This window comes from Verrucomicrobiota bacterium, assembly GCA_016200005.1.
Lineage (GTDB): Bacteria > Verrucomicrobiota > Verrucomicrobiia > Limisphaerales > PALSA-1396 > PALSA-1396.
Genome location: JACQFP010000062.1, coordinates 70,117 through 84,626, shown reverse-complemented (window position 1 = coordinate 84,626; position 14,510 = coordinate 70,117). Strand labels below are relative to the sequence as shown.

The 14,510-nt window shown below is 54.2% G+C and carries 11 protein-coding genes; all 11 read left to right on the top strand.

Translation table 11 applies throughout. The features are described from left to right. The first annotated feature begins 369 nt into the window (after positions 1-369). Positions 370-3,168 (top strand): hypothetical protein, encoded by a 2,799-nt coding sequence (locus HY298_21020; GenBank protein MBI3852744.1) that lies wholly within the window; start codon positions 370-372, stop codon positions 3,166-3,168. Beyond that, the gene (locus HY298_21015; GenBank protein MBI3852743.1) at positions 3,143-3,931 is read left to right on the top strand and encodes a phytanoyl-CoA dioxygenase family protein; all 789 of its coding nucleotides are present in this window, start codon (positions 3,143-3,145) and stop codon (positions 3,929-3,931) included. The genes HY298_21020 and HY298_21015 overlap by 26 nt, the downstream gene beginning before the upstream one ends. A gap of 224 nt (positions 3,932-4,155) precedes the next feature. After that, positions 4,156-5,601, top strand: a complete 1,446-nt coding sequence (locus HY298_21010; protein MBI3852742.1) for an NAD-dependent succinate-semialdehyde dehydrogenase — start codon at positions 4,156-4,158, stop codon at positions 5,599-5,601. Then, on the top strand, positions 5,598-6,635 hold the full coding sequence (locus HY298_21005; GenBank protein MBI3852741.1) for a hypothetical protein: 1,038 nt from the start codon (positions 5,598-5,600) through the stop codon (positions 6,633-6,635). Before HY298_21010 ends, HY298_21005 begins: the two co-directional genes overlap by 4 nt. After that, positions 6,632-7,648 carry a dihydrodipicolinate synthase family protein gene (locus HY298_21000; protein ID MBI3852740.1) on the top strand — a complete coding sequence of 339 codons (1,017 nt, stop codon included), beginning with the start codon at positions 6,632-6,634 and terminating at the stop codon, positions 7,646-7,648. The genes HY298_21005 and HY298_21000 overlap by 4 nt, the downstream gene beginning before the upstream one ends. Next, positions 7,645-8,712 (top strand): tartrate dehydrogenase, encoded by a 1,068-nt coding sequence (locus HY298_20995; protein MBI3852739.1) that lies wholly within the window; start codon positions 7,645-7,647, stop codon positions 8,710-8,712. Before HY298_21000 ends, HY298_20995 begins: the two co-directional genes overlap by 4 nt. Then, positions 8,709-9,932, top strand: coding sequence for a mandelate racemase/muconate lactonizing enzyme family protein (locus tag HY298_20990; GenBank protein MBI3852738.1), 1,224 nt, complete (start codon positions 8,709-8,711; stop codon positions 9,930-9,932). Before HY298_20995 ends, HY298_20990 begins: the two co-directional genes overlap by 4 nt. 5 nt (positions 9,933-9,937) lie before the next feature. Further along, complete coding sequence (locus tag HY298_20985) at positions 9,938-11,575, top strand: hypothetical protein (protein MBI3852737.1); 1,638 nt, start codon at positions 9,938-9,940, stop codon at positions 11,573-11,575. 82 nt (positions 11,576-11,657) lie between these two features. After that, the gene (locus tag HY298_20980) at positions 11,658-12,440 is read left to right on the top strand and encodes a hypothetical protein (protein ID MBI3852736.1); all 783 of its coding nucleotides are present in this window, start codon (positions 11,658-11,660) and stop codon (positions 12,438-12,440) included. A 126-nt stretch (positions 12,441-12,566) separates the two neighbouring features. After that, a complete protein-coding gene (locus HY298_20975) occupies positions 12,567-13,673 on the top strand; it encodes a hypothetical protein (GenBank protein MBI3852735.1) in 1,107 nt (368 codons plus the stop codon). Positions 13,674-13,873: 200 nt separating this feature from the next. After that, complete coding sequence (locus HY298_20970; protein ID MBI3852734.1) at positions 13,874-14,506, top strand: corrinoid protein; 633 nt, start codon at positions 13,874-13,876, stop codon at positions 14,504-14,506. Positions 14,507-14,510 lie beyond the last annotated feature (4 nt).

Sequence of the window (14,510 nt, the reverse complement as noted above, 5' to 3'; positions counted from 1 at the left end):
GGGCGCATCCAGTCGAGGCGTGCTGATTGGCGGCTTGTGCGGTTGCTTAACGAGTGTCTATGTCGCCTTTTTTAGTAACTTAAGCTTTTACTGGCCGCCAATCTTCGGACTGTTTGTTACACTCATAGTGGGTTACGGGGTTAGTTTGCTGCACGGCCCGCCCGATCCAGCCCAATCGGCTTTGACGTTTCGTCAGGTGATGACGAGGTCTGAACCAGTAACCGAATCAGAATGTCTGGTAGCCAAGTGATCTATGATGCGATTTGTTTTACACCCACTTTTTTGGAGCCTTCAAAAGGTGACGGATAGTAGGAGCCCTTATCGTCAATGGATCATTTACAGAAACGCGACTAAACGAATAAGCTCTCAATGAGTTCAGAAAACCTCAAGCTAGAGCGCGATATCAGGGCGATCCTTGTCTGTAGCAGCCACTGGGACCGCGAATGGTATTGGCATTTCCAAGCTTACCGCGAAAAGCTAGTTCGTCTTCTTGACGACATCACCAATCGGCTCAGCACGGAAGCAGATCTCCCGTTTTTTCAAATGGACGGGCAGTTTGTCCCTATTGAGGATTACCTCGAAATTCGGCCCGAACGGCGAGAGCTTGTGGAGCGGCTGGTACGCGACGGAAAACTGCAGGTCGGCCCGTGGTACACGTTGCCCGATCTTTTTCTTATTTCAGGTGAATCTCTTGTGCGCAATCTTCACATGGGTATGCTGCGTTCGCGGCATATGGGCAGGACCGCTCAGGTCGGTTTTGTCGCGGACATGTTCGGACACAATCGTCAAATGCCGCAGATATTCAGCTTGTTCGGGCTGCGTCCAGCCTTCGTGTGGCGCGGCCTTAACGCAGGAGAGCAACCTGCCAATTTTGCTTGGGAGAGCCCTGACGGTTCACGCGTGGACACGTACCGTTTTGGATCCTCGGTCGGCTATGCCGAATACGCAATTACAGTCCGGCGTGCGTTCGAGCCGGCCACGGCATTTGATTTTTCGCGCACTGTCGACGATGCCATCGGCCTTATTCAATCCACCAGCCGGCGCACCGACGCAAAAACAATCCTGCTATTCGATGGCGGCGACCATCTGGAGTTTTTCCCTGAGACGCTGGCCTTGGTTAAAGAGATCAACGTGCGGGCTGGATGCGAACTGGTCCGATTGGGAACGTTGGATGATTACGCTGCTGCGATTGAGAATGATCCGGCTGCGCGCCGTCATGTCCTGCGTGGAGAATTACGAAAAACCGCCAAGGTTGGGGAAGAGACGTGTCTCATTCACGGCGTCGGGAGCAGCCGAATACCCCTCAAGCAAACAAATCATGCCTGTGAAACACTGCTCACGCTATGGGCGGAGCCTTGGGCGGCAATGGCCCAGCAATGCCTGGGAATGGCCTATCCCTATCGTGCGTTTGATTTGGCTTGGCAGTATCTCCTACAAAATCATCCTCACGATAGCATTTGTGGCTGCAGCGTCGATAAGGTGCATGATGGGATGCTTTATCGCTTTGCGCAGACTCAGGAGTTGGCCGAAGCGCATCTTAACCAGATTTTCCACGCATTCAGCCAGGCAACACTCCAGCCTCGGATCTCAGCGGATGAGATTGGCTTTACCGTGTTCACTGCGGCTGGTACTGAAGAATCGAACCAGCCTGAGGTTGAGTTCTTGCTGCCAACTGAGTGGCCGAAGTTCACGGATGAGTTTTTTGAATACGAGAGGAAACCCTCCTTCCGGGTCTTTGACATGGACGGACACGAAATATCTTACCAACTCGTTAGCCTCATTCCAAAGCATGTCTATCCGCGAATACACAGGGGCAAGTTTCCTTATTCCGAAGCGCGACAGAAGGTAAGGATTTGCCTGGACTGCAAACTTGCTCCGTTTTCAGTGACACCATTCATCGTCCGTAGAGACGATAAGCCCGCCCGCCACAAAGGCACCAATTTGCGCGTCGATACAACGACTCTGCGTAACGAGTGGCTCGAAGTGCAAGTTGAACCCAACGGCACTCTACGCTTGCGCGACTTGCAAACCGACCAGGTTTATTCCGGCCTGCTCACTCTGGAAGATAGCGCCGACATCGGTGACGGGTGGTATCGCGGGACAGCGTTACAAGATGAGATTTATTTCTCGACGGGCTGCCACTGCAGCGTGTCAGTTCGAAATCCCGGGCCGTTGCAAGCTCGTTTGCAAGTTGATCTAACTTGGGAATTGCCAGCTTCATTTGATCTCAATTCGATGAGACGGGGAGCAGACCGTGCGGTCATGCGAGTCAGGCATGAACTCGTTCTCCGCAAAGACTCGCGATGGGTTGAGATCGAAACCACTGTGGAAAACACGATTAAGGACCACCGCCTGCGCCTGCTCTTTCCAAGTGGTTTGCAGAACGTCGCTGAATACACGGCTGATGCTCCCTTCGATGCTGTGGCACGTCCGATTGGCCTGCCGGAGGACAATCATCTCCGTAAAGAACTCGCCGTCGAAGGGACACCGCAGCAGAACTGGATTGCGGTCAGCGATGGAAATCGTGGGCTCGCCGTGATCGCTCCGGGCCAATACGAATCGGCTGTGCTGGACCAGGCCAGCCGTCCGATCAGCATTACTCTGCTTCGTGCATTCCGCAGGGCTTTTATGACTGAAGGAAACGAGGGCGGCCAAATCCAGGGTACACAACGGTTCCGAATGGCCCTTATGCCAATTGGCGGCATTGAGCCAGCACGCCTTCAGCGAATCGCCCAAACTCTGTCCAGCAAACCGCGCGCTTGTCAATCTGAAATCAGAGATTTCGACACAGCGTACGAACTGAGATCGCCCATCACCAACTCACTGTTTGAGATTCGAGGGAACATTGTTTTCTCGGCACTGCTCTACGATCAAGAGGGCCGGTTGTTGCTTCGATTATACAATCCGGCGGCGTCCCAGGAGAAAGTTCAGCTTACGACGGCATTGCCGGTTTGCTCATGGCAGGTGGTCGATCTCGATCATCGCGTCTTGGGACCTGAACAGAAACTCGAAGAGCCTTTCATCGAATTTTCCTTAGGTCCGTGGAAAATACAGACACTACGGCTAAGGCTTCGAACGACCGTAGCGTCCTCTCCACCAATTCACCTGAACGAAAAAGTAAACACACAGAGAAAAAACAGTTATGAAAGACACGCCTGCAGTTCTTGAGGAAGCCGTAGAACAATATGAAAGGGACGGTTATGTTCTCTTTCATAATGTCCTCGACGAGCATCTGATCCACGAGGCCAGTAACCATGTCGAATGGCTAATAAATCGCAATCCGGGTGTTCGCGCCGAGCATCTTGATCAGCGGTTGGTAAAGGATGACCCATTCTGGATCAGGCTAATCAGCGATGATCGCCTGCTCGATATCGCCGAGTTCTTCATAGGGCCGAATATCGCGCTCTTCGCCTCGCACTACATTTGTAAGCCGCCCAGAGATGGCAAATGCGTGCTTTGGCACCAGGACGGAAGCTACTGGCCGCTAGAGCCTATGGAGGTTGTCACCCTTTGGTTGGCAGTGGATGACTCATTATCTGAGAACGGCTGCTTAAGGGTTATTCCGGGGACGCACAAGATGGAATTACATGAGATGAGGAAACGCCGTGAAGAGGCTAATGTGCTCGACTCAGAGATCGATCCGTCTCTGGTGGACGAATCCAAGTCGGTTGAATGTGCTTTAAAGAGGGGTGGGGTGGAGGTACACCATCCTAATACTATTCATGGTTCGAGAGCGAATCATTCTCCCCTACGACGTTGTGGATTGACGATCCGCTACATCCCGACGAGTACGCGGATCACGAAGGATGTAGGATGTCCGCCATTTCTCCTGCGCGGCGAGGCAGTCCCGGGCATCAACGAGTACGCGCCGTTTCCCAAGTATGTTGAGGGTAAACATATGCCTTTTTACGGAAGTGAAAAGTGGAAATGAATACGTGCATGATTTCCATAAATGGAAAAATTCTGAGCGCGTGTGGGCCGGCGGACAATCGGACACCTCCGAAATGGCTCGATATTTTGCCTGCCGGATGAAACTGGTTCTGACCGAAAGCTGGAATACCCTAGTTTGATATGAGAATGGAAACTCAGCAAGTGGCGAACAAGACGATTCATTCCGCGCGCCAAGGCCAAAAAAAACCGAATTCTCGTGCCGGCATGATTCAATCGTCATTGATTCCAGAATTTGCAGGTCACGTCAACGGGCGATGGAAGGAATCTGAGTCGGGCCAGACAATCAGGGTGGTGAATCCCGCGACCGGCGACTTACTGGCCGAAATTCCCGACATGGACGAGATGGAAACAAAACTGGCTATCGAATCGGCAGATCGCGCCTTAGCCGAGGAGTTCTCTTTCAAAGAGCGTCAGAATTGGCTTTTGGCAATCACAGAACTGCTTTTGGAACATCGAGAAGAACTGGCGCGGATCATTACACTGGAACAAGGGAAACCGCTCAAAGAAGCAACCGTAGAAGTTGAATATGCGGCCGAATTCTTCAGTTTTTTTGCCGGGCAATTGGGGCACATTTCTCCCCGCGCTTTGCCTGACAAAATTCGCGGTTGCCGTTGGACAGTCCATTATCGGCCGGCTGGAGTCGCAGGTTTAATAACCCCTTGGAATTTTCCCTTAGGAATGATGGCCAAAAAGGTTTCAGCCGCTATTGCTGCCGGCTGCAGTGTAGTGTTCAAGCCGTCGGAATTAACGCCGCTCTCAGCGATTGCATTTTGGTCTTTAGCGGCCCAGGCAGGCATGCCGATGAGCAGAATGAATCTCGTCCTTGGCCGACCGGGACCGATTGGGAAAGTTCTCTGCATTCATCCATCAGTGCGTGTCCTTAGCTTCACCGGTTCGACCGCCACTGGGAAGGTGCTGTTGCAACAAACCGCGTCGTACGTCAAGCGAGTCTTGCTCGAATTGGGAGGGAACGCTCCCTTTATTGTCTTTCAGGATGCCGATGTGGATCTTGCCGTGGAGGCGCTCGTGGCTAATAAATTCCGTTGCGCTGGTCAGACATGTGTCTGCGCCAACCGGGTCTTCTTACACCTGGACCTCGAGGAGAAATTTATCGAGAAGCTGGCGGAGCGAGTTGCGGAGCTACGGGTTGGTAACGGTTTACACACCGAGACTGATATCGGACCTTTAATTAACCGGGCAGCGTTCGACAAAGTGGCACGGCATGTTGCTGATGCGTTGAGGAATGGCGCAAAGAGGATTGTCGGTCATGATCCCGAGCCTCCGTCCAAAAACTCGGGCTGCTATTATCCCCCCACACTTTTAACAGGGGCGCGGCAAGGGATGCAAATATTCAAGGAAGAAACCTTCGGTCCGGTAATTGCGGTGGCAGGTTTCTCTGCTGAATCGGACGTTATTGAACTGGCGAATTCCACTGCACACGGCTTGGCGGCCTATGTATTCACACGCGATTATCACCGCGCCGAGCGTTGCACGCGCCACTTGCACTTTGGCCATGTGGCTGTGAATAGCGGCACTGGCCCCACGCCCGAAGCCCCGTTTGGTGGAATGATGCAATCTGGCTTAGGCCGTGAGGGTGGTGTTGAGGGGCTCGTTGAGTTTTGCGAAATTCAAACCACAGTGATAGCATGAGAACTCGTCCTCGATTGGTGATCTTGAACCCGACCTGCTTGGAGGTAGTGGATGAGTTTCGGTCTTGGATCAAATCATTGGATGTAGATCTGGTTGCTGAAGAAAGTTTTCGTCTTTTGCGAGATGATCAAATCGGCAGGGTCTTGGAGGGAGCGCACGGTTTGATTCTACCAGCTGCTATTCGCCAGCTGCCAGTGGCGAAACAGATGCAAGACAACCCCGGCTTGCAGGTACTCTCCATTGCTGCCAGCGGTTACGAGTGGCTCGACGTGGACGCTGCGACACGTAATGGGATCGTCGTCACCCATGCCGCCGGTAACGGGGGAGCCGAAGTGGTGGCTGACTACGCGTTTGGGCTAATGCTGTCCGTAGCGCGTCAAATCTCACATCATGATCAACTGCTCCGTCTTGGGAAGTCTCAGCGTGGCATGGGCACGTCTCTGTGGGGAAAAACTCTGGGCGTTGTCGGACTGGGACATATTGGAAGAGCAACGGTTCGGCGGGCGCTAGGATTTAGTATGAAGCTTCTGGTAACCACGCCACGACCGGACATGGATTTCGTTCGCCAACATCACATCGAATTGGTACCACTCGATGAATTGCTGCGGCGCTCTGATTTTGTTTCGTTGCATGTTCGGCTGAATGGTGAGACAAAAGAAGTGATAGGCGCGAGGGAATTGGGTTTGATGAAATCGACCGCCTACCTGATTAACACAGCTCGCCAACAATTGGTCGATGAAACTGCCCTCACCCGAGCCCTATTAGAACATCGTATCGCCGGAGCTGCCATTGACGACCCCCCGCTTATCCCAGATTCACCCTTATTGCAGCTACCCAATTTTGTCTGCACACCTCACCTGGGCAATCGGGCGATCGATGGAGTTCATGCCGTATTTGAATTAGCTATCGAAAACGCTGTGGCCGTCCTGAAAGGATGGCGGCCTCATTTAGCCATTAATCCAGACGTGTACAACGGATCGATGCGCGCTCCCAGACCGCTTGGAGATTCTGCGACTGTCGTTTGCCGGACATGAGAGCGCTGGACAAAACGAATTTGACCGGTTTGTGGGCGGCAATTCCGACCCCGTGGAAGCCGAATGGCCGCTTGGATGAACGGGCGTTGTTCGGCAATTGTGAACGTCTGGCAGCAACGAAGGTGGATGGGATATACACTACGGATAGCGATGGCGAATTCTACGCCATTGAGCTTGCTGGTTTTCGGCGGTTGGCCCGCGTTTTCAGCCGCGCTATGGAAAGGGCGGGATTGGGCGCGCAGATGGGGGTTACCTGGTTCAATACGCAAGGCATCATTGATCGCATTCGGGTGGCCTGTGACGTAGGTATTCCCAACGTGCACGTCGCTTTCCCTTGTTGGATGCCACTTACAGCGCAAGATCTCAGTCGCTTCTTTGAAGACTTGGCATCCGCGGAACCGCAGGCCCGTTGGATTCATTATACGCACCCAAAAACCGGTCCGAGTTTAACGGGTAAAGACTACGCGCGGCTCTCTCGCCAATTCCCTGACCAACTGGTTGGAACCAAATTGACCTCGAGCAATCTCTTGGAACTAAGCGACATATTGGGCCACGCTCCGGACTTAGCCCATTTCGTTTGTGATACGACCATGGTAGTCGGTATGCTCCTCGGCGCGAAGGGCTGTTACAGTTACTGGATCAATACACTCCCTCAGTGGCATCGAACCTGGTTCGACGCCTGTCTGAAAGGGAATTGGTCTGAAGCAGCCGAGCGGCACAAGAAACTCATTCTTTGGGAGTTGAATTTCATCAAGAAGATTCGCGAAGCCGGCCACGTCGTAAAGGCCCGGGTGGCGCTCACCGGTTTTCTAAAAGATTCTGGCGCCAGCAAACCTCCTTATTACCCGCTGCCTGAGGAAGAACAAGAGAAACTATTGCGAAGCTTTAATGAATATTGGGCTGAAGAGTTACGGGATGAGGCCTTTTCGCACAAGGCTGATCTTGTGTCTGCTAAGCTCGCGGAGCCTCGCGACTCAGCCCAAAGAACGGCCACTGCCGTCTCGAAGCGATGAAGGAATTCAAAATCGCGGTATATCCCGGGGATGGCATCGGGCCAGAAGTAGTCGATGAGGCTGTGCGAATCTCAGAGGCAGTGCAAAATCAAACAGGCGAGTTCATTCTTCGACTGACACGGCTAACATGGGGCGCTGACTACTGGAAGGCCACTGGACAAGTCGTTCCTGACAACTTTTTGGAGATTTTGAAGCCGTTCGACGCGATCTTTTTCGGAGCCGCAGGAGATCCGATGCGAATCCCTGATCACATCACGCTTGAACCGCTCGTGCACATTCGCCAGGAGTTTGATCAGTATGCCTGTGTTCGTCCCGCCCGACTCTATCGCGGAGTCACATCGCCATTGGTAATCAAAACCTCATCTGAGATTGACTTTGTCGTGGTTCGGGAAAATTCCGAAGGCGAATACGTGAATATGGGTGGACGCTTCAAAGTGGGTCATCCAGAAGAACTTGCTCTCCAAACCGCGGTTCACACCCGGCGTGGGATCGAACGTATTTTACGGTTTGGTTTTCATTTGGCCCAAACCCGAAGGCGGCGGCTGACAATGATTACCAAATCCAATGCACAGCGGTATGCCTTTGTGCTTTGGGACGAGATTCTCGACGAGATGCGTCACAGTTTTCCGGACGTCAGCGCTGAAAAACAGCATGTGGATGCGGCAGCAATGAATTTCGTGCGTTGTCCGGAGCGATTTGATGTGGTCGTTGCGTCAAATCTGTTTGGCGACATCCTAACGGACCTGGGTGGGATCATTTCAGGAGGACTCGGCCTTGCACCAAGCGCTAACCTCAATCCAGAACGAAAGTTTCCTTCGTTGTTCGAGCCGGTACACGGTTCGGCACCCGACATCGCTGGAAAGGGTATCGCCAATCCAGTGGCTGCCATTCTGAGCGCGGCCATGATGCTCGAATGGTTGAGCCTCGCGAAGCCAGCGGCTGCCATAAAGCGTGCTGTGGAAACGGCACTTAATAATGGTGCGCGCACGCCCGATCTCGGCGGCAAACTGAGCACCCGCCAAATGGGAGATCAAATCATCAGCCACTTGCAGCCCGTGATATGAAAATCAAGAACATCGAATGTATTCCCGTGCAAGCCCCGGGCCGCACCCTGGTGGTTGTCATTGTCGAAACGGATCAAGGCATCACGGGCGTGGGAGAAGCCGGCCTCCAACGCCGACCCAAAGCCATCATGGGCGCAGTGGAACATTTTCGGCGGTGGCTGATAGGAGAAGACCCCATGCGCATAGAACATCTCTGGCAGCGGATGTTTCGCGGTGGTTTTTACCCCGCGGACCGTTTAATTGGCTCTGCGATTTCCGGGATCGACATTGCACTTTGGGATATCAAAGGGCAGGCTTTAGGAGCCTCGATCTACGAACTTCTAGGTGGTCGCTGTCGCGATTATGTCCAATGCTTCTTAAGCCCAAACTACAAACCAGTCGATGCAGCTGGCAAAGATCCCGAGGATAAATCGGCTTCGCCTGACGCGAACAACTGTTTAAATGCAATGGCTGCTGGAAAAGACGAAATAGCAGCCACAGTCGAACTGGCGAAGCAATGTCTCGCGCACGGCCATAAGTTCTTCCGCCTCGGCCCCGCGTCAATAGATGACCAGTTTGAACCCAGAAAAGCGATGGTGCAACTGGCAGCCCAACTTGACGCAGTGCGGTCTGCGATTGGCAACCAAATGGAATTGATGGTTGATCTGCACGCCAGATTCAATCCGGCAGATGCGATTTGGTTTTGTAGGGAGGTTGAACCACTGAATTTATTTGTGATAGAGGATCCGATCCGTTCCGAACACGCAGATGGATACCGTCATATCCGGAAACATGTCCACGTTCCTCTTGCTGCTGGCGAGCAATGGGCGAATAAATGGGAGTTCCGTTTGGCCATAGAGGAGGAATTGATTGACTACGCCCGAATCGATATCTGCATCGCTGGTGGATTGACTGAGGCGAAGAAAATCGCTGCTATGGCGGAAACCCACTTAATCCGGATTTTGCCGCACAATCCGCTTGGGCCCATCTGCACCGCTGCCAGTCTACATCTGGACTTGGCTTGCAGTAATGCCGGCCCACAAGAAGTTGTGTTTCCACCCGCGACCATGCTGCCCGACGTTTTTGAATGTGCGTTCGCGCTTAAGGGCACTCGGTTAACGATCCCAACAGCTCCGGGACTAGGAGTTAAATTCAATCGAGAGGTGGCCAAGAAATATCCAGCCGAAATGACAGAACCGCCGCACTTCCGATGCGATGATGGTGCCTACACGAATTATTGAAAAATATGACTGAGCAAGGAGGAGAACACTTCTTCTATCCAAAAGCTGGAACTTCTCGATTACTTCCGACCCAAGTGCTACGCAGTTGTGTCCGGGTTTCGTGTCTCGTAGCTCTTGCAGCGGGCGCTTGTGCCACCTCCCCTGACGAGCCGCCCTCGCGCGAGATCGTCGCCGGCATTACCACCACGCGCATCGTGCCGGGTGAGCCGTACGACCTCGCGGGCAAGCGCGTCGTGTTCGCAAATTGGTATTACGTCCAGCCCGGCGACCTGGATTGGCGCGACGCGGAGGGCAAGAGTGTTTACGTACATGGCAATTCGGGCCTGTTCGATGCGCACCACGTTGGGGCCAACGCGCCGAGTGGTATCCGTATTGTGGCGCAGAAACCGAACGTCATCGGGCCGCTCAATATACCGCACCGCACGATCCTCCGGGACGGCAACCTCTACAAAGGGTGGACTTCGACGGAATACTTAGAGTCCTCCGACGGCATGCAGTGGCAGAAGAAGGCCGACCTTTTGCACCAGGGAAGCAAGAGTTGGGACGGGCCGGCACATGTGTTCATCGACCCTGTGGCGCCGCCGACGGAGCGGTTCAAGACGGTCTGGAACGATGACCTGATCACCCGCGCCGAGTTCGATGAGTTCCGCAAGAAGCGGCCGGACGGCTGGGAGCCGCGGTCTCTGCTGCACGTGAAAGAACGCGGCGTGGTGAGCTGCATCCGCGGCAGCGTGTCGCCCGACGGAATCCACTGGACGACGCTGCCCGACCCGCTGGTGGTCGAGTACGCCGACACGCTCAACACCTGCTACTACGACACCGTGCTGAGGAAGTACGTGCTGTACACGCGCCATTGGTCGGTGGGGCCGCGCGCCTCGATGCTCCCGGCGGATATCCGCAATTCGTGGACGGGCGTGGGGCGGCGCGCGATTGGTCGAAGCGAGTCCGCCGATTTTCGCAGCTTCCCGCCTTCGGAAATGATTATCGAGCCGACGCCGGACATGCTGCCGTCGGAGGCGCTATACACCAACTGCCGAACCTCCGTGCCTGGCGCGCCAGATCAACACTTGATGTTCCCCACGGCTTGGAACGCGTCCATTGACGACACGACTCGCATCGCGATGGCGTCGAGCCACGATGGCAAAGTGTGGCATTGGGTGCCCGGCGGCGATTTGCTCCGCACGCAGCCCTTCGGGCAGTGGAACGGCGGCTGTATTTGGGTCAACCCAGAATTGATCGAACTGCCGAACGGCGACTGGTCCCTACAGTACACTGGCCACAACGTCCCACACAAATATCCCCGCGGCCAACGCATCGCTCAATCGGGCTATGCTGTCTGGCCCAAAGGCCGCATGGTGTCCCTCGAAGCCGATGGACACGGCGAATTCACGATGATTCCTATCATCGCTCCCGGACGTATCCTAAAGATCAACGCAATTACGCTCCGCACCGGTTGGATCAAAGTGGAAGTCGCCGGTAAGGACGGTCGCACCTTCGCCGATTGCACTCCTATCGTCGGCGACCAACCCTGGGTGTCAGTCACCTGGAAAGGCGGCAAAGACTTGGTTGCCGATCCCGGGCAGCCAACCACGTTGAGATTCCAGCTTTACCAAGCCAAGCTCTTCGGGCTGGAATTTGACTGATGATGCACCGCCGCATTTCCACCGAGACGATGCAGCTTGGGGATCGGGTTGGTCCACAAGAACGAACGCCTGATTTGAAACAATGACGAACAGAAAGACAAACGATCCGATCAGTGGTCGCTCCATCAATCAGCATGGGAAAGCCCGCGCGCTATTGGGTTGCGCGATCAATAGCGGCAGCCCGCGTCTGGCGGAACTGGCGGCGCGCATTGGTTTTGACGTGGTCTGGATTGAAATGGAACATGCGTCGGCAGATCTGGCGACGGCAGAGGCCATGTGTGTCGCCACAGTAGCAGGAGGGGGCATCCCGCTCGTGCGGATTCCGAGTTGTCAGCGGAATCATGTTCTTCCCGCTCTTGAGATCGGTGGACGCATTATCGTGGCACCTCTGGTCAATGACGACGCTGCGGCGCGTGAACTGGTTCGCCACGGGAAATTTCGGCCGACAGGCGAACGCGGATACAACACTCGAAGCCGGGCGCTCGAATTCGGCATGGATTCCGAGGCGATGGCCCGCGCCAACGACACCACTTGCCTGCTGCCGCAAATTGAAACAATCGAAGCCGTTAGAAATCTCGACGCAATTCTGGCCGTGGAAGGAATTGACGGAATCTTTGTGGGACCGGGTGATCTTTCTGCTGATTTAGGGCGTCCAGGTCAATTTGAAGATCCGGAACTCAGCCACCTTGTGTGTGAATCTATTCGCAAGGCACGTCAGCGGGGACTCCACGCTGGCGTGTTGGTCAGCGAAGGGCAGCTCTTCGAGGCCTCACTGAAGGCGGGAGTTGACCTTTGCATTATCGCTTCGGATATGAAAGACCTCATCAGTGCTTGGCGTACGCAACTAGCCAAGTTTGCGCCATGAAAAGACGGAGACCACCCGTGCGCAGTACCGAGTATCCTCTGGTCCACGATTTTGTAAGAAATCGAGCCGGACGAACAACGAACGATTAGGACACTAATGAACTCACGCGAACGATTGCTGACTGCAATGACAGGTGGAAAACCGGATCGAGTGCCTTGTACTCCAGACTTTAGCAACATGATTCCATGCCGGCTGACTGGGAAGCCGTTTTGGGATATCTACCTCAATAACAACCCTGCACCGTGGCGAGCGTATCTCGAAGCCGCAAAGTATTTTGGGATCGATGCCTGGTTCTTCAACGGGACGCTAGATTTTCAATACAACGATCAAGTGTGCGTAGCCTCCGAGCGAATCGTCTCAAGAACTGACGACTTCATCGTCCAACGCACCGAGTTATCGACCCCGGCCGGAATGGTGACGGGTGAAACCACATATTGCCGCGCGGATCCCCCCACGCAGACACTGAAGTACATCAAGGACATCGCCGCTGATTTTGCCAAGTTTCGCTACCTGCTTCGCGAGCCCACGGGTTACACAACTGAGACAGCCAAACTCCAGAAGGCCGCCGTAGGCAAAGAGTATGCATTCGGGACTTACGTCGTTTATCCCGGTTTTCAGGCGTGGATGGACTATACGGAGGGTGGAGTGCAGCCGGTAGTATTTGCCGAAATGGATCATCCGGAATTGCTGGAGGAGTTGCGTGAACTTCATGAACACGTGGTGCTTAGGCAGGTGGAAATGATTCTCGACTCAAAACTCTACGATTACATCCTGCTTGCGGGTTCCGGTTCTGTCACGCTGGCCAGCCCGAAGCTATTCGATAAGTATGCTTTTCCGACAATTCAGAAGATAACCAGCCTGTGCAAGCAAGCGGGGGTGCCAACAATGTTGCACAGTTGCGGCAAGCAAACACATATCGTCAAGCGGTGCGCGGAGGACAGCGACCTGAATTGCATCAACCCGCTGGAGATTCCGCCGATGGGCGACTGTGACCTGGCGAAAATCAAACGGCTCTACGGTGAAAAGATCGCACTAATGGGCAATCTACACACGACCGAAGTAATGCTGTTCGGCACGCCGACAGAGGTCGAGCGGGCGGCAAAAAAGTGCATTGACGACGCGGCGGCCGGCGGCGGCTTCATTCTTTCAACTGGTGATCAGTGTGGCCGGGATACGCCCGACTTGAATATCCGCAAACTCGTCGAAGTTTGTGAAACGTATGGCCGATATTGAACCAGGGCTGCGGAAGGGACGCACAGATGCCTCCGAGCTTGAACCAAGCCTCGCGCATTTCTTTGCGGTACCCTTCTGGGGGACTGGATGTTCATGGTGTTGTTTTACGCCGTGATCCTGCTCGTGCACAACACGAGCAGTGAAACATTCGACAAACTCGCGGCAGAAGCGAAAGCATGAACCAACTTGGAGAAACCAAAATGAACGACATAAAGAAACTCACTGAATCCGTAGAAGAAGGCAACCGCGCCGAGGCGGCGCGGCTAACAAAGGCCCTACTTGATGCGGGCTTTGCACCGTTGGAGATCGTTGAAAATGGGTTGATGCCGGGGATGGCGATCGTTGGTGAGAAGTTCAAAAGCGACCAGATCTTCGTTCCAGAGATGATGCTCGCGGCGCGCGCGATGAAGGAGTCGATGGCGATTCTCGAACCAATGCTCGTGAAAGCCGGCATCAAACCAAAGTACACCGCCGTTATCGGCACGGTGCAGGGAGATTTGCACGACATCGGCAAGAACCTCGTGGCGATGATGTGGAAGGGCGCCAATTTTGGCATTGTGGATCTCGGTGTCAATGTTCCTCCGGAAAGGTTTGTCGCTGGAGTAAGGCAACACGGTGCGCAAGTGGTTGGTCTTTCCGCGCTGCTGACCACTACCATGCCGGCTATGAGGATGACTATAAATGCGATACGGGATGCCGGGCTTAAAGAGGTAAAGGTGGTTGTTGGCGGCGCGCCAACAACCCAGAAGTTTGCGCAGGAAATTGGGGCGGACGGCTACGGGCCCGATGCTGCGACAGCGGTGGATGTCGTTAAACGGCTGCTGGGTACATAAAGGG

Coding starts and splice junctions, on each gene's coding strand:
- HY298_20985 (MBI3852737.1), top strand. CDS start 9,938: ATGACTGAGCAAGGAGGAGAACACTTCTTCTATCCAAAAGCTGGAACT.
- HY298_21005 (MBI3852741.1), top strand. CDS start 5,598: ATGAGAACTCGTCCTCGATTGGTGATCTTGAACCCGACCTGCTTGGAG.
- HY298_21010 (MBI3852742.1), top strand. CDS start 4,156: ATGATTCAATCGTCATTGATTCCAGAATTTGCAGGTCACGTCAACGGG.
- HY298_20970 (MBI3852734.1), top strand. CDS start 13,874: ATGAACGACATAAAGAAACTCACTGAATCCGTAGAAGAAGGCAACCGC.
- HY298_21020 (MBI3852744.1), top strand. CDS start 370: ATGAGTTCAGAAAACCTCAAGCTAGAGCGCGATATCAGGGCGATCCTT.
- HY298_20995 (MBI3852739.1), top strand. CDS start 7,645: ATGAAGGAATTCAAAATCGCGGTATATCCCGGGGATGGCATCGGGCCA.
- HY298_20990 (MBI3852738.1), top strand. CDS start 8,709: ATGAAAATCAAGAACATCGAATGTATTCCCGTGCAAGCCCCGGGCCGC.
- HY298_20975 (MBI3852735.1), top strand. CDS start 12,567: ATGACAGGTGGAAAACCGGATCGAGTGCCTTGTACTCCAGACTTTAGC.
- HY298_21015 (MBI3852743.1), top strand. CDS start 3,143: ATGAAAGACACGCCTGCAGTTCTTGAGGAAGCCGTAGAACAATATGAA.
- HY298_21000 (MBI3852740.1), top strand. CDS start 6,632: ATGAGAGCGCTGGACAAAACGAATTTGACCGGTTTGTGGGCGGCAATT.
- HY298_20980 (MBI3852736.1), top strand. CDS start 11,658: ATGACGAACAGAAAGACAAACGATCCGATCAGTGGTCGCTCCATCAAT.